We start from the raw sequence: 20791 nt of genomic DNA, 5'->3' as shown, positions 1-20791 counted from the left end.
TACTAGTAAATATGCGACCCACTATGGGGTCGAATCCAATCCTAAATGACTCGCTATAGATACGTGACCTCTACAAGGTCAATCAGTACCTACAACATTTACCAAGTATGGATCACAATACTCTTTTTCTAACTTTTTACTTTTGAACCGAGTGCAGCGAGCTCATCGAAGATAATTTTCACTTTCTTACTTTGAATTTTTACTTTTTAATTTTTACTTTTTACTTTTTATCCCTAAATCCTTGAATTTTGTTATTTTTACCTGCTTTAACAGGCCAACAAACAGTATCGAAATAAAAGCTACTTTGTCGTAAATGAGCGAAGAAACAAACTTTTCAGAAGAGAATAACGACCCGAATGCACAAGGTCAAGATCACGAATTAAATAGTACCACCATTCCCCTATCCGGACTCTACGAGAACTGGTTTTTGGACTATGCCTCCTATGTTATCTTAGACCGAGCAGTACCGCATATCAACGACGGGTTCAAACCCGTGCAACGGCGTATCTTACATTCCCTTAAGGAGATGGATGACGGCCGCTATAATAAGGCGGCGAACGTGATCGGAAACACCATGAAATATCACCCGCATGGGGATGCTTCTATCGGAGACGCGATGGTTCAGATTGGGCAGAAAGATTTGCTAATCGATTGTCAGGGTAACTGGGGAGACCCTATTACCGGTGATGCCGCCGCTGCACCTCGTTATATCGAAGGCCGGTTATCGAAATTCGCCAACGAGGTTGTGTTCAATCCCGACACAACGGAGTGGCAACTGAGCTACGATGGTCGGAACAAAGAACCTGTTACGCTACCGGTTAAGTTTCCTTTATTGCTTGCACAAGGCGCTGAGGGGATCGCTGTAGGCTTAGCGACTAAAATTATGCCGCATAATTTTATTGAGCTGATCGACGGATCAATACAGGTGCTGAAAGGCGAACGTCCGAATCTTGTTCCAGATTTTCCTACAGGTGGACTTGCGGATGTATCAAACTACAACGAAGGCCGTAGGGGTGGAAAAATCCGCGTGCGTGCGCGCATTGAAGAACGCGACAAAAAGACCTTGGCCATCACGCAGATCCCGTTTGGAACCACCACCGGTGGACTTATCGACAGCGTTGTCACGGCAAATGAAAAGGGTAAAATCAAAATAAAAAAAATTGAAGATAATACGGCAGAGCATGTCGAAATTATCGTGCACCTAGCGCCGGGGATCTCTCCTGATGTTACGATAGATGCGCTATACGCTTTCACGGCATGTGAAAATTCCATCTCGCCAAATACCTGCGTAATCATTGATAACAAGCCACACTTCATGAGTGTGAATGATATCTTGATTGCCAATACAAAGTTCACCAGGGAGTTGCTAAAGCGCGAGCTGGAAATTAAACTGCATGAACTGCAGGAGAAAATCTTCTTTAGCTCGCTGTTGAAGATATTTATTCAGGAAGGTATGTATAAACATACTGACTATGAAAATGCAGGTGATTTCCAGACGGTCGTCTCGGTATTAAATCGTTTATTTGAGCCGTTTTTCCCACAGTTTTACCGCGAGATTCTTCCGGAGGACTACAAACGCTTGATCGATAAACCAATGAGCAGCATTACGCGCTTTGATGTGAGCAAGGCTGATGAGCAGATGAAGGCGCTGGAGGAAGACATCAAAGTGGTGCGCAAAAACCTAAGAAACCTGACGGAATACAGCATCGACTGGTTTGAGCATCTGCGCAGCAAATACAGCAAAGGCCGCGAACGCAAAACCGAGATTCGTATTTTTGATAGAGTTGAAGCCTCTCAAGTAGCCTTGGCCAATGCCAAGCTCTATGTCAATCGCGAAGAAGGATTTATCGGCACCGGAATGCGTAAGGATGAGTTTGTTTCCGAGTGTTCCGACATTGATGATATCATTGTCTTCCGTAGCGACGGTAAATACTCCGTGACGAAAGTACAAGACAAAGTTTTTGTCGGCAAAGGAATTATCCATGTAGCTGTTTTCAAGAAAGGCGATGAACGTACCATTTATAACGCAGTGTATAGCGATGGTTCAACAGGAACGAGCTACGTCAAACGTTTTGCCGTTACCGGCGTGACGCGTGATAAAGAATATGATATCTCCAAAGGTGCCAAAGGGTCTAGGCTGTTGTATTTCACGGCAAACCCCAACGGCGAAGCCGAAGTTATCAACGTACAGCTTAAGCCGCACTCCAAATTACGTAAACTTACCTTCGATCTGGATTTCGCCGAGATTGCGATCAAAGGTCGTGCTTCGCAAGGTAATATTGTTTCCAAATTCCCTACGAAGAAAGTCAGCTTCAAAAATGCAGGTGTATCGACATTGGCGGGTCGGAAAATATGGTTTGATGATGTACTGGGGCGATTAAATGCTGATGAGCGTGGACGCTACCTTGGGGAGTTTGATGGCGATGACAAAATTTTACTCGTCTACCGAGACGGATCCTATGAATTCTCGAGCTTCGATCTCAATAACCATTTCGATGCCAACATATTGCGCATGGAAAAATACATTTCGGGACATATATACACCGCTATACATCAAGATGGTAAAACAGGAACGTATTTTGTAAAGCGCTTCAAATTTGATGATCAACCGATAGGCAAACGTCTATCCTTCATCAACGAAGCTGCAGGCTCAAAACTTATCGTGATTACCAATGGCGCTGCGCCACTTGTTAAAGTTGATTTGTTGAAAGGTAAAACACAGACACCCGAAACAGTAGAACAAGCGTTGAACGAAATTATCGATGTAAAGGGCATGAAGGCCCAGGGGAATAGATTATCATTCTACCCTGTAAAAAAGGTTGAGCTGCTCACGACAGAAATAGACTTGTCTGTTAAGCCTGCAGCAGATGCTGCCGATACCGTTGAACCTTCAGCGGCCATGAGTGATACATCTTCAGATGAAAGCCTTACAACAGCTGTCGAAGAAAAGGTTGAAGCGGAAATTGGCTTTGAAATCACCAACCCAGAAGATATAAATCTGGATGAAGGAGATGGTTCTAAACCTGATGATGATGGACAGACGTCTTTGTTTTAAGGAACAGGATAAAATATCTCAACACCTTCCATGACAGGAAGGCTTTATGCAAAGGAGCGGAAAACATACTTTTCGCTTCTTTGATTTTAAGGTTTGTAAAAATGTGTTAGAAGGACTCTTTTTTTTAAACAACTGATTGCTTATAGACACTTATCTTACTGTCAGAAATAAAATGAGCAAAAATATTTAGATCAGTTCATTTTCAGATACAATTATTGTAAATTAGGTATCCTACAATAAACCAATAGGATCAGAGATAGTACGTATTGTAAATTAATCCATATGGCATTGACATTATGAGCAAGATAAAAGTACTTGATACAGATATATCGATAATACATATAGGAACGGATGATTTTATCTCTCTGACAGACATGGTGTCGAATCATGATGATGGTCCAAAACTAATTGAGAAGTGGCTTAACAACAAATCTACTATAGATTTTCTAGGCGTTTGGGAAGAGTTGTACAATCCAAATTTTAAAACCCCCGAATTTAGGGGTTTTAGAGAAAACACCGGGTCAGGCGGTTTTTTTATGTCAGTTAAAAAGTGGACGGCAGGAACTGCTGCAATAGGTATTATAGCAAAAAAAGGAAGATATGGAGGAACGTATGCTCATAAAGATATTGCCTTTGAATTTTGTTCTTATATAAGTCCAAAATTTAAGCTGTTGCTCATAAAGGAGTTTCAGCGCTTAAAAGAAAAAGAATCTAACGCGCTAAATCAGGTATGGGATTACAGGCGCTTTTTGACCAAATCTAACTATAAGATACAGACTGATGCAGTTAAAGATCATATATTACCTCTTAAAAATCTCACTAAGGGAAAGGAAGGAATAGCATACGCAGAAGAAGCGGATCTTCTATACTTGGTTATGTTCGGGTATAGTTCCTCCACGTGGCGGAAAAACAATCCGGATTTAGCTCTTAAAGGATACAACTTAAGAGATTTTGCGGATACCCATCAACTAATTATTCTCAATAATTTAGAAATACTAAATGCTGAACTGATAAGGGATGGATTAACGATAGAACAAAGGTTTAATAAATTAAGGTCTTCAGCTCATCAACAATTAAAGTCGCTATTGCGTAGCCAAGATAAGGATCACGAGCTTATAAAAAGTCCAAAAATTGATGATATCAAAGAATCTGTTGATGATAAAAATCTTGACACAGCGATGGACAAAAAACGAACGAAAGGAAAGACTTAAAATTTTAAGTTTAATATGTAAATAGATTACGAAGCAATCCTCATAAAAAACGAAGCAATCTTTATGGAGATTGCTTCGTTTTTTGCGTTTACCGGAATTCTATAAAGCTATACTCAAGCGCGATTAAGCCTTATACTCTTTCAAAAACTTCTGCAATTTCGGCGCAATGACAGCCGCGCAAAACGGATTTCCAGGGTTTTGATTGAAGTAGTCGTGATGGTAATCCTCGGCCTCCCAAAATTTCTCCGCAGGCTCTACAGCCGTCACGATAGGATCTGAGAATGCTTCCGCATCTTCCAGCCCCTGGATAAAAGCTAATGTAGCCTCCTTTTGCGCTTCATCATGGTAAAACACGACCGAACGATACTGCGTCCCGACATCATTACCCTGCCTATTTAGCGTAGTCGGATTGTGCGTCTTAAAAAAGATCTTAAGCAGCTCATCAAAGCTTACCTTATTTTCATCAAAGTCTAATTGCACCACTTCCACATGCTCCGAGTCGCCATTGCACACTTCTTTATAGGTTGGGTTTTCTGTTTTCCCGCCCATATAGCCCGGCAAAACTGTATTCACCCCATCTGTGTTTTGGAATATCACTTCGGTACACCAAAAACACCCGCCTCCAAATGTCGCTTTCATGTTTGTAAATTAAAAAGTAAAAATTTTTTAAAAGTCAAAATTAAAAAGTAAAAAGTCAAAAAAGACTAGTCAAATGAAAAGTCAAATTGTTACTAAGTCAAAATTGAAAAGTAAAAAGTCAAAAAAGACTAGTCAAATCAAGTGAAAAGTCAAAATTATTACTAAGTCAAAATTGAAAAGTAAAAAGTTAAAAAAGACTAGTCAAATCAAGTGAAAAGTCAAATTGTTACTAAGTCAAAATTGAAAAAGTAATAAATCAAAATCTACAACTCAAAATTAACCAGTAAAAATTTGTAAGCGGTAATCTGGAAGTCATAAGAGACAACCATACGAGGCGTCCCACAATGCTTTTCTAACTACTGAGTACTAAATACTATAATCTAATCGCACTACGCTATACGCACTACTTAAAAATATGCTTTCCTTTTATAACCAGATCTTGCTTTTGCTCATCACATACGGCGTACGTAAATCCTGATTGCAATGCATAAGATCCGTATTCGCCTTTTTTATTCAAGGCTAAAAAGCCTACCTGTATTTCTTTCGCTGTCTCGGGTTTCTTTTTTACAATACGTTCTACAGCTTCTTTGCAAGCCGCTTCTGGTGAATAGCCCTGCCGCATCAACTCGACAACTAAAAAGCTGCCTACTGTACGGATCACTTCCTCGCCCACACCCGTGGACGTTGCGCCACCTACTTCGTTATCGATGTATAAACCAGCACCGATTATCGGGCTATCGCCTACCCGCCCCCGCATCTTAAAAGCCATACCACTCGTGGTACATGCGCCCGATAAATTGCCATGAGCGTCTAATGCCAACATTCCAATGGTATCGTGGTTATATTGGTTACCCGGAAGCCGCTCCGTATTGAATGATTTATTTTCAATATTCATAATCGGTTTATACTGCTTCTCTTTCAACCACTCTTGCCAGGCTTTCTCGGAAGAAGGGATAAGCAGATTATCCCGTTGAAAGCCATTCTCCAGCGCAAACTGCAACGCGCCCTCACCAACCAGCATGACATGCGGCGTTTTCTCCATAACTAATCGTGCAACGGAGATAGGATGCGCAATATGTTCAAGCGCCGCAACAGATCCACAATTTCCTTGCTCATCCATAATACAAGCATCTAGCGTCACATGCCCATCACGATCTGGATACCCACCCTTCCCAACAGTAGGGTTAGATAGGTCGGCCTCGGCAACTTTCACACCCTGCTCGACAGCATCAAGCGCTTTCCCCTTTTGGTTAAGGACCTGCCAAGCTGCCTGATTCGCTGCTACACCAAAATCCCACGTAGAAATAACGATAGGTTTTACGACTTTTTGTGCTGAGGCTACTGCGGGAATGACGTTCACTGCGCTAACTGCCGCCGCCCCAACTATAGTTTTTTTTATAAATTGTCTTCTGGAATTCATTAATTATAGCGGATATAAATCAATACAATATTACGAAAAATACAAGAAAGAAATAGGGATGCGTACACTAAAACGTTTAAGGACCGTCTCGGGAAATGCTATGTGTAAAAAATGAGCAGTTTGATTACTGAAGTTTGACTTAATAAAAAGTCTACGCTGTAAACGATTTCAGATCAAAAAGGAGATGTGATTATGCAGATTACTACCAATATTTTTCAAAACAAACAAAAAAACGCATTTTCAGGCAGCTATTTTCCGAGTAAAAGATTATATTCGCTTTAAATCATTACGAAAAAAGCCATGACCCTAAAATTCTTTGCTTTTTTTTGCTGCCTTCTCTCTACAACTGTTGTCAGCAAAGCGCAAACCACTCCATCAACTGATCAAATCCTTCAACAGGTTTTGACAGATTTCAGATTGCAATGGGCCCCGGACAAACGGAGCAGCATCGTCGAACTTGTCGAAAATGGAACGCAGAACAACACGCACATCATACAAATTAGTGATCCCAAATTGAAGGCTCCGCTTCAGAAAGAACTTGCCAAGTTAAACGGATCTTTTAACGTCGTCACCCTTCCGGATTCCACTGTAGGGGATAACACAGTTGGTTTAGTCAACTTATCCGTCGCTAACCTGCGCACGGCACCATCCCACGCTGCCGAAATGGCAACGCAAGTATTGCTAGGAACACAGTTGGATATCCTGCAAAAGAAGGGCGGCGACTACCGGGTGCGCACACCCGAAGGTTACATCGCTTGGGTACCGACCTCTTCTATTACCCCGCTATCTACCGAAAAACTACATGCTTGGAATAGCAATGATCGGATAATCTACACGGCCGAATTTGGCAAGTCGTTTTCAGCGCCAGATCTGCAGAGCCAACGCGTATCAGACCTTGTCTATGGAGGTATCCTATCCCTTTCATCAGAGACTGATACCTTCTATAAGGTCGTCTATCCAGATGGACGAATAGCTTATATCCCCAAAGAAGAAGGACAGCTTTTTTCCACTTGGATGAAAACACGTGAAGCGCATGCTGATAATATTATCCGGAGTGCAAAGTCTATGCTAGGTCTTCCCTACCTGTGGGGTGGAACCTCCGTGAAAGGTGTGGACTGCAGCGGCTTCACCAAAACATCGTATTTTATGAACGGACTGGTCATACCGCGCGATGCTTCCCAACAGGTTTTACATGGACAAAACATTGATATTTTAGATAAGAATGGTGATTTTGATGCTGAAAAAGCGCTTAAAAACCTAAAACCTGCAGATCTGCTTTTCTTTGCGGGGGGTAAAAATAAGAGTAAGAACGCGCGTGTCACCCATGTGGCTTTGTACCTTGGCAATGGTCAATTCATCCACGCGGCAGGCAGCGTGAGGATAAACAGTATGCTAAAAAAAGCGGCAGACTATGATGATTTCCAAACACGCACGGTGGTTGCCGCTAAGCGGTACCTGGCGGAGAAAGATCCTGGAATACAGAACATCAATGCAAGTACTTATTACAACAACAAATAGACAATAGATGGATACTGCAGCTTGGTCAACAAAGAGTACGGGTAAATTCACTATACGCTTTCGGCCCTACACCCTTGCGATGCGCCACGTTTTTACTGTAGCATCGTTCAGCCGTACGACGACACCGGTGGTACTAATTGAAATTGAATATGAAGGAATAGTGGGCTATGGCGAGGCCAGCATGCCCCCCTACCTCGGGGAATCCCAGGAAAGCGTTATGGGCTTTTTAAATAAGGTTGATCTATCCGCGTACACTTCTCCCTTTCAAACGGAGGAGATACTTCACTATATTGATCATATCGACGCAAAAAATACCGCCGCAAAGGCCGCAATTGATATTGCATTGCACGATTTAATTGGGAAACTGCTGGGACAGCCTTTCTACAAAATATGGGGGCTTGATCCGTCCAGTATTCCAGCCACATCATTTACGATTGGCATTGATACGCAAGCGGTGATCAGACAAAAAGTAGCTGAAGCGGCATCCTTTAAAATGCTTAAGGTAAAACTTGGTTTAGAGACTGATAAGATGATTATCGAAACGATTCGTTCGGTTACGGATGTTCCGCTTTGTGCGGACGTAAACCAAGGTTGGAAAAGTAAGGAAGAAGCTTTGGAGATGACGCATTGGTTGGCCGAACGCAATATCGTCTTTTTGGAGCAACCCATGCCTAAAGAGCAGATTGATGATATGGCTTGGCTTACAGAACGCTCGCCTATTCCCACCATTGCAGATGAAGGATGCCAGCGTCTCAGCGACGTCGTTGCGCTAAAGGGTGTGTATAGCGGCATAAACATCAAACTAATGAAATGTACCGGCATGCGGGAAGCAAAGAAAATGGCAGAACTGGCTCGAGCACTTGAGATGAAAGTGATGTTAGGCTGTATGACGGAGACATCTTGTGCAATAACAGCGGCCGCACAGCTCGCGCCACTTGTGGACTGGGCAGATCTGGATGGTGCTTTATTGATAGGAAACGATCTTTTCGACGGCCTACAAATTGTGGATGGGCAATGTTATTTACCCGATAGAGCGGGTATAGGGGTAACGCTAAGGGAATAGCCAGTCTGTTTTACTGCTGCCTGAAAATACGAATCTAACTGACCAACAACATATTCTTTAAGCCACCTGAACTAAAGCTACCTGCTGCAGTTTGGGTGTGTTACTAACGCACTAATCTTATACTATGAACAAGAACTTACTCACCTCTCTGTGCATCATGGCCTGTAGCAGCATGATACAGGTTCACGCGCAACAGACTGCGCTGGCAGGAAAAATCGTCGACGCCACCGGCATGCCCATCTCTGGGGTAAGCATAAATGTCAAAGGAACACAGCTGGGCACGTCCACAAATGAAAGTGGTCTGTTCACGCTTTCTGCCCCATCTACGGGCACCTTGGTCATAACGGCGGTAGGTTATGCTGGGCAAGAGATTCCGATTGCTGGACAAAAAAGCATACAGGTAACCCTACGACCCGATGACACAGCGCTAGACGAAGTTATGGTAGTAGCATACGGAACGGCGCGCAAAAGCACGTACACCGGTTCCGCCGCAACTGTTACACCAAAAGAAATACGAGACCAACCCACAACTTCCTTTGAAAACGCGCTAAATGGACGCGTGGCAGGGCTACAAGTGTCAACCGGTTCTGGACAAGCTGGCTCCACATCGAATGTGCGTATTCGCGGAATAGGGTCAATGAATGCTTCTAACGAACCACTTTATGTAATTGACGGTGTACCTGTTATCTCCGGCAACGTTGGCCAAATGAGCGGACAAATTTACTCCACATCAAATGTGATGAGCACCTTAAACCCCGCCGATATCGAATCAATCACCGTATTGAAAGATGCAGCCGCCTCATCACTCTACGGCTCACGAGCCGCAAACGGTGTTATCGTGATCACGACAAAACGCGGGAAAGTCGGCAAACCGACGATCAGCCTACGGTCTTCTATCGGCCTTACACCATCGTGGGCGACGGATAACTATGAAATTGCTGATCCACAAGCACAGATCAACATGGAATACCAAATATTTCACGACTACCGCACATCCAATAGAAATAACGCCACAGGTGTTAACTACACGGATGCGGAGGCCAGCACCTACGCCCTTGGCCAAATAAACAATCGCTTTAACCGGCACGGATATCGCTTTGAGGTTGATGATGTTTCGCGAATGTCCAATGTACGCATACTGGGCATGACTGACGGCATTGAAAATCGGGAAGGACGATACTTTGATTGGGAAGACTACCTATTTCGTACCGGGACCTTTCAGACCAACGATCTCTCGGTAAGTGGTGGGACGGAAAACACGAAATATTATTCGTCGCTTTCATACACAAAAGATCAAGGGCGCGCGACAATAAACGAATACGAGCGTATTTCCGGCCGTCTGAACCTCAATCAACGCTTATTCCAGAACGTAGAATATAATGTCAACCTCAATTTAGCGAACACCGATAAGGTAGGATTTAACGACACACGCAGTACGGGCTCGAATCCTTTTTTTCAATCCAGAAACCTGCTGTTTCCATTTTACTGGCCCACTGATTACAAAACGGGAAACCCTTGGACGGCACAATATGGCAGCTTGGCCTTCAATCCAGGGTATTACAATGACCAATGGGATAACAATACCCGAACGCTACGCCTGGGTGCCGTTCAATCCTTATCATGGGAAATCGTTTCTGGCCTAACCGCTAAAACAATTTTTTCGTTCGACAATACCGATGTACGAGACGACCTTTATCTCTCTGCGCTGCATTTCAACGGGGCAACAGACAAGGGTTCATCCAGCAGGTGGAACAATAATATCCGAAAATATGTATCATCCAATACGTTAACGTATAACAAAACTTTTAATTTACATAACATTAGCTTGTTAGCTGGTTATGAAGTAGAAAAAAATGTGACAGACTACCAGTTTAGTAATGGTGTGAACTTGGGATCGAGCAACAGCAGCTCTATTGGCACAGGGGCTAATTTCCGTGCAGACAGCTACTCTTGGGGCAACAACCTGATGTCTGCCTTAGGACGTGTGGACTATAATTTCGATGAGCGCTATTTTGTCGGTGCTTCGTTGCGACGCGATGGTTCGTCGCGCTTCCATCCCGATAGTCGTTGGGGAACGTTTTGGTCTGTTTCGGGAGCTTGGAGTCTACACCGAGAAGGTTTCCTGAAGGATAATGACTTGGTGAGTGCACTTCGTCTTCGTGGTTCCTATGGTGTGAATGGCACTTTGCCAAACGATAATTTTGCTTGGCGAACACTGATGTATTATAAATATAACTACAAAGGCAGCCCGGGTGGACTTGTTAGCGATGGTTCGTTAGTAAATATCGACAAAGGCCTAGGCAATACATTGCTGCGTTGGGAGAAAAGCAACACCTATGACTTAGCACTGGAATTCGGCTTTTTGCAAAACAGACTAACCGGATCTGTGGAATATTTTAGTAGAGACTCTAAAGATCTGTTGCAGGATGTACCTACATCGGGCACGACAGGCTTCACCCGCGCCCTGCAAAACGTGGGCGTTATAAACAACAGTGGTATAGAACTGGATCTAGGCGGAGATATTATTAGCAATGACAATTTCTCATGGTCTCTTCGTGTCAACGCAGCCTTCTTAAGTTCGAAGGTAAAAACGCTTGACGCCGGAAAAGATATCCTATGGAATGATCCAACGGGTGGTGACGCAAGGGCGCAGTTCATTTATCGGGAGGGCGAGTCCGTGCTTTCATTCTACGGTTATGAATGGGCTGGCGTCGATCCGCAAAACGGACGCAACGTGTGGTATACGAACAATACCACGAATGACTTCGACTTCAACGGACGTGCTGCATCCTATAGCTATTCGAAGGCAAGCCAGGTAATAATCGGCAGTGCGGTTCCACAAGTGTATGGCGGTATAAACTCTGATTTTGAATATAAGGGTATCTCGCTAGGGCTAAACTTTGCTTATAAGCTGGGTGGCAAACTGTATGATGGTGCGGAAAAAGACGTAAACGACGATGGTTACTACTGGGAACGGATTCGTTCACAGCAATACTATGAAAACATGTGGTCACCTACAAATCCGACGGGTACACAACCAAAGATTGATGGAAACGATCTTACAGACGCGATACAGTTTAGCAGCAGACATATTTATGACGCCTCATTCCTTCGTTTAAAAAACATTAACGTGGCCTATCAAATTCCGATGGCATGGAGCCAACGGGCCAAGATAGCTAGTGCACGACTGTTTTTTAACGGAACAAATTTACTGACGGCATCAAAATATAAGATGGCTGATCCGGAAGTGGGACAATATGGAACACGTGGCTGGGAAACGCCGCTGGGCAAAACATACACGTTCGGAATCGAACTTAATTTTTAACCTTAAAGGACTTTGAATATGAAAACCTATATAAAGATCGTAAGTTGTGCACTGTTGCTGGCACTTTCCTGCACGGCGTGTAAAGACTTTTTAGATGTCCCTCCTACCAATGCCAACGACGCCGACCGCGCTATCCAGACCGCCAACGATGCGCAAATAGTGATCAACGGGATACAGCGTCAGATGACGAATTCGGCCTACTATGGTCGTAATTTTATTGTATACGGCGAAGCAAAAGGGGGCGATGTCACTTTATTTTCCCAAGGCCGCGGGTTGGATGCCTTATATACCTTCAACCATAATCCGCAGGCTAACAATTTTGCTGGCTTTTGGACCACGATTTATAATGTGATATACCAAGCAAATAACCTGCTCGAGAACATTGAGAAGTTAGAAACGGCTGGCACCACAGAAAACTTTGCTTTAGCAAAATCCGAAGCCCATACACTACGGGCTCTAGCCTACTTCGATTTAGTACGCCTGTATGGAAAACAGTTCACGGATGATAAGTCGGCCTTTGGCGTACCAAATATCCTGAAAACATTAGCATACAATGAGACGCCCTTACGTGCTACAGTGGAAGAGAATTACAATCAAATTGTTGCCGACCTAAAAGCCGGTGAGGCCGGCCTGCCTAAAACCAAACGCGATGGCTACCTTAATTACTTCGCCAATAAAGCACTCCAAGCACGGGTACATCTAAGCATGGCTCAGTATCCCGAGGCACTTGCGGCAGCAGAAGAAGTGATCAATAGCGGGGTTTATAACCTCTACAGCAACACACAATGGGTAAATTCGTGGCAGTCGCAGTTCGGATCGGAATCGCTTTATGAGCTGGTGATCGAACAAAATCAAGCCGACCTCGCGCGCGCCTCATTGGGTTTCTACTTTATGCGGCGTGGCCATCAAACTGGTGCCTTAGGTAATTTTCTCGCCAGCACGCCTTTTTTAAACGCATTGCGCCAAGATATGGGCGACGTACGTTGGGGTGTGATGGCGCGCGATGAATCATCAGCCTCCCGATTGGGATCCTGCTATAAGTATCTTGGATCGACGACCTTCAGTGGTGACAAAGGTTCTTCGAATTATACTGCCGTAAACATCAAAGTTATCAGACTTTCTGAAGTTTATCTTATTGCAGCTGAAGCAGCGCTTAAACTGCCAACACCCGATCGCGTGAAAGCCGCCAACTACGCACAGCAGATCCATAGACGGTCTCCGAACTTACCAGCCATTGATGCCACTACCATTAGTGAAGACCTTATCTTGAGCGAGAAAAGCAAGGAATTTTTCCAGGAAGGGATCCGCTACTTTGACATGCTACGCCTCGGCAAAAACATCACTTTTGACGACGCTTTCGCTGGCATCAGCGTACCTACGCGCGAGACAACGATCAACCGTACATTCTTTAAAACAATACTGCCGATATCGCAGGATGAAATAAACGCCAATCCCGGAATTGCTGCGCAGCAAAATCCAGATTATTAAAGAAAGGTCGAACCAATAATAAAAAAGGGAGAAATCTGATGGAGATCGCTATCGACGACTAAAGGTTGGTAGCGAACACTACGAAGATTTCTCTCATTGTTTCCATAACCGAAACATTTTGGTCGTAACAAACCTTGCTATCCCCCTCGTTTTTTTACGTATTTTCGTAGAGACGGGAGAAAGAAGATGACAGATCTATTTAAAATTTACAAGATTGAGCCGAAGGGTGTTGCCCATATAGAAGATGCAACAAACCATCCATGATTTTGGCGGATTCCCGCAAGCCCTTTTTAATGTGCAATATCCAGCTCCTGGAAGTCCGGAACTTGCCGAAACAACGAAAGCAATTGTTAAAAACACAACTGTACAGCAAGACGAAAAATGGGGTCTAGATCACGGCTCCTGGTCGGTGGTGAAGCACCTTTATCCGCAAGTGAATGTACCGGTCATACAAATGAGTATTGATTATACCCAGCCGCCAAGCTATCACTACACTTTAGCGAAAGAACTCAGGATATTACGTCGTAAAGGTGTTCTTATCGTAGGGAGTGGCAACATGGTACACAACTTACGCATGGTATCCTGGCAGCATCTAAATGAAAGCTATGGCTACGATTGGGCCATAGAGGCGAACGAAGCCATGAAAACTATGATACAGAGCCGCAACCATCGGGCGCTCATCGACTTTAGAAAACAAGGTCGCGCATTTGACTTAGCGATTCCAACGCCATAACATTATCTACCGCTCTTGTACAGTTTAGCGCTACAAGATGAGAACGACGACATCTTCCTGTTTAACGATAGCCCCGTGGCAAGTGCTTTAACGATGACCTCCGTCAAAATTGGTTAAATGAAAAAAGAGTTTGCCAGCGCTGGCAAACTCTTTTTGTCTATATGCTTTACTCTATTCTTGTTACCAATAGATCGCGTAAAGTACTGCCGTGGCGACAGCTACAGCCAACGCGCCAGCAACGAAGCCCGGATGCGCTTTGAACATTTTTGGATCCACTTCCAGTCCTTTAGGCACTACACCTCTCGCGTTTTCTACCACACTAATAACATACATTCCCAAGATACAGATCACGAATACAAAGCCCATACGATCTAAGAATGGAATTTCGTAGAGACCGCTTACAGGGCTTAAGACTGAAAATCCTGTTGAACTTAAGAATGATAAATCAGCAAACGTTGGTAAGAATTTAAAGAACACGGATAATAAGAAGCCACCGATGGTTGCAAAAAGCGCCGCATTTGGTGTCGCTTTCTTCCAGAAGAACCCTAAAATAAACATGGCAAAAATACCCGGAGATACAAAACCTGTATACTCTTGAATATATTGAAAACCACCTTTTTTATCGATGCCTAAATGTGGTGCGATCAGCACCGCCAAGATCATCGCTACAATAATGGTTATCTTTCCCGTGTTTACTAATTGACGCTCACTTGCTGTTTTATTGAATACCTTTTGATACACGTCCAATGAGAAGATGGTCGCAATACTATTAGCTTTACCAGCTAGCGAAGCTACTACTGCTGCCGTTAAAGCCGCAAATGACAAGCCTTTTAATCCTGCAGGCAGGAGGTTTAGCAAGACCGGATAAGCCCGATCTGGATTCACTTCACCACCTTGCAACATTTCCGTCTGGAATAAACCATCCTTCCACAGTACGTAAGCCGCAATACCGGGCAACACCACAATGATTGGCATTAAAAGCTTCAAGAAAGCAGCGAATAATAAACCATTACGAGCCGTTTTTAAATCGGCACCTAAGGCACGTTGTGTAATGTATTGGTTGCAACCCCAGTAGTTTAAATTCACGATCCACATACCACCGATCAATACCGATAGACCTGGAAGGTCAAGATAATTCTCGTTATCCGTTTTCAGAATCATATGAAAATGCTCCGAAGCTTTGTTGACCATGATTCCGTAGCCATTAATAACACCCTCACCGCCGTAGTGCTGCGAGACTAGATCTAGAGCCAAGTAGGTAGTCGCTAGACCGCCTAGAATCAAAAAGAAAACCTGTATAACATCTGTGTAGCCGATTACCTTCATCCCACCGAGAGTGATGATGACAGCGAACACGGCAATGGCATACATACAAAGATCAATGCTAAAACCTGATATACTACTTACCGCCAACGCGCCCAAGTATAAAATAGACGTTAAATTGACTACAACATAAAGCATCAGCCAAAATACCGCCATAATCATAGCCACCGTTCCATTATAGCGCTTGTTTAGAAACTGCGGCATGGTGAAGATCTTATTCTTCAGATATACCGGAATAAAGAACACAGCGACAATAATCAGCGTGATGGCAGCCATCCATTCATAGGTAGCAATAGCAAGCCCCATTTTGAAGCCTGAGCCGCTCATGCCGATAAACTGCTCTGCAGATATATTGGACGCTATCAAGGAGGCACCAATGGCCCACCACGTTAATGACCCTTCAGCTAAAAAGTAATCCTTGGAGTCCCCGCCAATAACCCGAGATCTTTTTTTATTGTAAACCCAGATCCCATAGGCGGCAACGATAACGAAGTAGACGAGAAAAACCAAGTAATCTTTGGTAGATAGTATATTGTTCATACGGTTTATTTGATCAATGTCACTAAGGTAGCAAAAGATTGCAAAATTAGATATATCTGTTGATTAAATTTTCCAGGTACTCTTGTTTACCACTGGTAATAGCAGGCTCACCGTGTTGAACAGCGTAGTTGCGCAATTCCTCCAAGCTCAATTTTCCAGCTTCAAAATCAGCACCAGCACCGGCATCGAAACTAGCATAACGCTCCGAACGGATCTTCTTGTAATCCGACTTTTGCAAGATGTTATCAGCAATTACTAAGGCACGCGCAAAGTTATCCATACCACCAATATGAGCATAAAATAGATCAGCTGGATCTGTGGAGTTTCTCCGTATTTTAGCATCAAAGTTAACACCGCCGCCCTGCAGCCCGCCAGCTTCCAAAATAATCAATAATGACTCTGCAAGTTCATTTAGATCTGTAGGGAATTGATCGGTATCCCAGCCATTTTGATAGTCACCACGATTAGCATCAATCGACCCGAGCAATCCGGCATCCGCAGCTACCTGCAGTTCATGTTGAAAAGTATGTCCGGCAAGCGTAGCGTGGTTCACCTCGAGGTTCAGCTTAAAGTCGTTTAATAGATCGTATTTCTGTAAAAAGCCAATGACCGTAGCCGCATCGTAATCGTATTGATGTTTTGTAGGTTCACAAGGCTTCGGTTCAATGAAAAATGTACCTTGGAAGCCGTTTTTGCGTGCATAGTCTTTTGAAACGTGAAGAAAGCGTGCTAAGTGTTCTTGCTCACGTTTCATATTAGTATTGAGCAGTGACATATAACCTTCGCGACCACCCCAGAATACGTAATTCTCTCCACCAAGCGCTATAGTTGCGTCCAATGCCGCCTTTACCTGTGCGCCACCATTAGCCAATACGTGGAAATCTGGATTGGTAGAAGCACCGTTCATATAGCGATGATGACTAAAAAGATTTGCGGTACCCCACAATAATTTCACACCGCTTTTCTGTTGCTTTTCTTTTGCATAGTTCACGATATCGTTTAGGTTGCGCTCGTTTTCTTCAATATTATCCGTAAAATCTACCAAATCGACGTCATGGAAGCAGTAGTAAGGCAACTGCATTTTGGTCATGAACTCAAATGCAGCATCCATTTTGTCTTTTGCCCGCTCCATAATCGTTGGCTTACGATCCCAGGAAAAGAAATGCGTAGCTCCACCAAATGGATCTGCCCCATTGGCGTTAAAAGAATGCCAGTATGCACAGGCAAATTTAAAATGCTCTGCCATCGTTTTCCCGGCAACAACACGCGACGCGTCGTACCAACGAAAAGCTAGCGGATTGTCAGACTCAGGCCCTTCATATTTAATCTGCCCTACATTTTTAAAATACTCTTGATTCCCTAATAAAATTTCCATTATAATACATTTAATAGTTTACGTTCTAATAATTCTTTCCACTGTTGGTAGAGCTCTTCGTAGTGCCCAACGTGTTGCGGATCGACAGCAGAAAGCTTTTGCAAACCGGAGAAGGCTTCTTCCCTATTCGCATATAACCTCGCCCCCAAGCCGGCTCCCAATGCTGCTCCTACGCTTCCGTCATTGTCATAAAGCTCAACGGGAACATTTGTTACCCCGGCAAAAGATTGTTGGAAAACTGGACTTAAAAAAAGATTGGTATGCCCTGCTTTAATAACCTGTGGTGTCAAACCATTCTCCCTTAAGATGTCTAGACCATAGCGGAAAGCAAAGGCAATTCCCTCTTGCGCCGCGCGCCAAAGGTGCGGTGCTTCGTGCCGCACAAAATCTATATTCTCGATATGTGCCTGCAAAATTTTGTTTTTTAACATGCGTTCCGCACCGTTTCCAAAAGGCAAAATTTGCAAACCTGCTGAACCAATGGGAATGTCGGCAGCCAATTGATTGATTTTATTGTAATCATAAGCGGCGCCCGTCATTTTTTTAATCCAGCTATTTTGAATACCCGTGCCATTTATACACAATAACACCCCTAAATTGGGGCTTTCTGTGCTATGGTTAACGTGGGCAAAGGTATTCACCCTAGATTCTTTGTCGTACAGTAATTTATCGGTAACGGCATAAATGACGCCTGATGTACCAGCCGTAGCTGCTACCTCGCCAGGTTCAAACACATTTAAGGATAAGGCATTGTTAGGTTGATCGCCGGCTTTAAAACTTACCTGGGCGTCCCTAGCTAATCCAAGCTCATCGGCTACGTCAGCCCTTAAACGGCCATAGTTAGAGAACACCGGACGTAAATCGGGCACCAAACTACGATCAATGCCGTAGTGATCCAGCAACGTTGTCGAAAGTTCGTTGGATTTAAAGTTCCACAACACTCCTTCGGATATGGAGCTTATATTACTGTTGATCTCGCCCGTGAGACACATACTGAGGTAATCTCCAGGAAGCATGAACTTGTAGATTTTCTCATACACTTCAGGTTCGTTTTCCTTTACCCAAGCAAGTTTAGAAGCGGTAAAATTCCCCGGAGAATTAAGGTGTGCGTCTAAGAACCTTTGTCCTTCCAATGCCTGCATGGCTTGATCACCAATCGTTACGGCACGGCTGTCGCACCAAATGATTGCATTTCGTAACGGTCTATGTGCAGCATCCACAATGACCAAACCATGCATCTGATAAGCAATACCAATAGCTTGGACGTCTTTAGGATCGTACAATCTGCTATCGTTCGCCTTCTTGATGGCTAGTTTCGTGTATGCCCACCACGTTTGTGGATCCTGCTCGGCCCAGCCAGCTTTTTCAGACAGAATATCTGCCTCATTTTCTGGGTATTGCGTAGATACTATCCGCTGGTTAGTTTGTGCGTCAATAATGGAAACCTTTATTGACGAAGTTCCTAAATCTATTCCTAATAACAACATATGTAAATTGGCCTAATTGCAACCGCTTGCATAAAATTATTTATAAAATTTTATATTTACAAAATATTTTTCCTAAACACATTTTATTTTGGCAAAGAAAACCACAATTTATGATATCGCACGCGAATTAAACATCACCGTATCGACGGTGTCGAGGGCGTTAAATAACATATCAACTATTAGTGAGAATACGCGAAACGCAGTAATAGAGACAGCTAAACGACTGAACTACAGACCAAACAAGGTTGCATCATCACTAACATCGGGGAAGACATATATTATCGGCGTTCTTCTTCCCAGTGCGCAGATTCAATTTTTTGCTTCGGTCATTCATTCGCTTGAAAAATATCTAAAATCTTTTGGTTACAGTATTTTGTTGTATCAGACAAATGAATCTTTAGAATCTGAAAAGAACGGTATCAGCACCCTTCTTGAGGCGCAAGTAGACGGAATTATTGCATCCATGTCATTGGAGACGCAGGATGTGTCTCATTTTCTTAAGGTAAAAGAAGAAGGAAAGCCACTAATTATATTTGATCGTACACACGACGATCTTGAGCATACGCCAACTGTCAAAATAGATGATGAGCAGGCGGGTTATCTCGTTACCAAACATTTATTGGATAAAGGCTACACAAATATTGCCTACATCACGACCAAGCATGGCATTAAAATTTTCAAGGAGCGCTATGAAGGTTACCTACGAGCGCTTGCGGAGGCGGGAATTTCCGTGAATCCCTCTTACTCGATTTTCGGAGAATTGACGGTTGAAGGTGGATATGCGGGGACAAAAACGTTGCTTAAGCTGAAAGACAAACCGGATGCTATCATTGGTGGCGATGATTATGTTGCATTAGGCATTATTAAAGCTTTGCATGAATACAAAATTACTCCTCCTACAGTTGGCGTGATTGGGTTTGCCAATCAGAACTTTTCGGAACACATTATTCCAAGCTTATCAACGATAGATCAACAAGCGATTACGATGGGGAAAGAATGTGCAAAGATGTTCCTTAAAATTATCGAAAGCAGATCTAGCGATAAAAACATCATCGAGCCTGTCGTACTAGATCCGCTCCTATTAGCCCGGGAATCTACGAATAGGAAAAGTTAAAGGATGGTGCGTAGCGCGAATTGAGATTAGATTACAGTAATTACTGTGTAGTGAGTACTGTGTAGTACGAATCGCGAAAAGTAGATGCGATTCTTTGAGTCTATTGCTTCTGTCCACTATTAACCAAAATGTCGCATCGAAAGCTTTGCAATATGTAATCATCTGCCACAGCACAAACCCCCCCTGCAAAGGTTTCAAGCGACGGGGTTTTGAATACTTTTGCCCTACAAAAGTATTTGCCTTGCCGCGGCAAGCGGCGGAAAGGTTTGAGCGAGGGACAATCTGTTTGAAAAGCAAAAAACCTTTATCTCTTTAAAACTTGCTGCGGCATGCGGCGGATCGTTTGTCCCTAGCCGGGACAGGGCCATACTTTTTCAGATGAAAAAGTAAGCAAAAAATCTTTGTTTCATCGGGGCGATCTCCCCCACAACCCAACCCGCAGCGAGAGGCTGCCTATCAGGCTAGATGACATCCCAAAATCCTTTTAAGAGTGGATTTTG

Annotated in this window: 13 protein-coding genes; 8 read left to right on the top strand and 5 right to left on the bottom strand. The window is 43.6% G+C overall.

The window, feature by feature from the left end; all coding sequences use genetic code 11:
• Positions 1 to 313: 313 nt before the first annotated feature.
• A complete protein-coding gene (locus DI53_RS15285) occupies positions 314 to 3055 on the top strand; it encodes a DNA gyrase/topoisomerase IV subunit A (protein WP_037501616.1) in 2742 nt (913 codons plus the stop codon).
• Positions 3056 to 3351: 296 nt separating this feature from the next.
• Positions 3352 to 4266, top strand: coding sequence for a KilA-N domain-containing protein (locus tag DI53_RS15280; protein WP_052072459.1), 915 nt, complete (start codon positions 3352 to 3354; stop codon positions 4264 to 4266).
• Between the two features lie 123 nt (positions 4267 to 4389).
• Here DI53_RS15280 and msrA read toward each other — a convergent pair whose 3' ends face one another.
• Both msrA and DI53_RS15270 read right to left on the bottom strand, forming a co-directional pair.
• The gene (gene msrA / locus DI53_RS15275; protein ID WP_037501613.1) at positions 4390 to 4905 is read right to left on the bottom strand and encodes a peptide-methionine (S)-S-oxide reductase MsrA; all 516 of its coding nucleotides are present in this window, start codon (positions 4903 to 4905) and stop codon (positions 4390 to 4392) included.
• Between the two features lie 403 nt (positions 4906 to 5308).
• Complete coding sequence (locus DI53_RS15270; protein WP_037501610.1) at positions 5309 to 6325, bottom strand: glycosylasparaginase; 1017 nt, start codon at positions 6323 to 6325, stop codon at positions 5309 to 5311.
• A gap of 300 nt (positions 6326 to 6625) precedes the next feature.
• Here DI53_RS15270 and DI53_RS15265 point away from each other — a divergent pair, with 300 nt between their 5' ends.
• From DI53_RS15265 to DI53_RS15245, 5 genes are all read left to right on the top strand, one after another.
• Positions 6626 to 7843, top strand: coding sequence for a C40 family peptidase (locus DI53_RS15265; RefSeq protein ID WP_037501607.1), 1218 nt, complete (start codon positions 6626 to 6628; stop codon positions 7841 to 7843).
• 7 nt (positions 7844 to 7850) lie between these two features.
• Entirely contained in the window at positions 7851 to 8906 is a 1056-nt protein-coding gene (locus DI53_RS15260) for a dipeptide epimerase (protein WP_081939478.1), read from the top strand.
• A 124-nt stretch (positions 8907 to 9030) separates the two neighbouring features.
• Entirely contained in the window at positions 9031 to 12231 is a 3201-nt protein-coding gene (locus DI53_RS15255) for a SusC/RagA family TonB-linked outer membrane protein (RefSeq protein WP_037501604.1), read from the top strand.
• 18 nt (positions 12232 to 12249) lie between these two features.
• Positions 12250 to 13719: a RagB/SusD family nutrient uptake outer membrane protein gene (locus DI53_RS15250; protein WP_037501602.1), complete on the top strand. Its 1470-nt coding sequence runs from the start codon at positions 12250 to 12252 to the stop codon at positions 13717 to 13719.
• Positions 13720 to 13963: 244 nt separating this feature from the next.
• The gene (locus tag DI53_RS15245) at positions 13964 to 14452 is read left to right on the top strand and encodes a dioxygenase family protein (protein WP_052072458.1); all 489 of its coding nucleotides are present in this window, start codon (positions 13964 to 13966) and stop codon (positions 14450 to 14452) included.
• Between the two features lie 180 nt (positions 14453 to 14632).
• Here the strand turns inward: DI53_RS15245 and DI53_RS15240 are convergent, their stop codons facing one another.
• From DI53_RS15240 to DI53_RS15230, 3 genes are read right to left on the bottom strand one after another with little or no spacing between them, the layout of a single operon-like run.
• Entirely contained in the window at positions 14633 to 16315 is a 1683-nt protein-coding gene (locus tag DI53_RS15240; protein WP_037501599.1) for a sodium:solute symporter family transporter, read from the bottom strand.
• Positions 16316 to 16361: 46 nt separating this feature from the next.
• Entirely contained in the window at positions 16362 to 17690 is a 1329-nt protein-coding gene (xylA, locus tag DI53_RS15235) for a xylose isomerase (protein WP_037501596.1), read from the bottom strand.
• Complete coding sequence (locus tag DI53_RS15230) at positions 17690 to 19177, bottom strand: xylulokinase (RefSeq protein WP_037501593.1); 1488 nt, start codon at positions 19175 to 19177, stop codon at positions 17690 to 17692. Before DI53_RS15230 ends, xylA begins: the two co-directional genes overlap by 1 nt.
• Before the next feature lie 88 nt (positions 19178 to 19265).
• Here DI53_RS15230 and DI53_RS15225 point away from each other — a divergent pair, with 88 nt between their 5' ends.
• Positions 19266 to 20291 (top strand): LacI family DNA-binding transcriptional regulator, encoded by a 1026-nt coding sequence (locus DI53_RS15225; protein WP_037501590.1) that lies wholly within the window; start codon positions 19266 to 19268, stop codon positions 20289 to 20291.
• Positions 20292 to 20791: the final 500 nt, after the last annotated feature.

It is taken from the genome of Sphingobacterium deserti (genome assembly GCF_000757725.1).
Lineage (GTDB): Bacteria > Bacteroidota > Bacteroidia > Sphingobacteriales > Sphingobacteriaceae > Sphingobacterium > Sphingobacterium deserti.
Note: the sequence above shows the minus strand (reverse complement) of the source record. Positions and strands in the feature narration are given on the sequence as shown.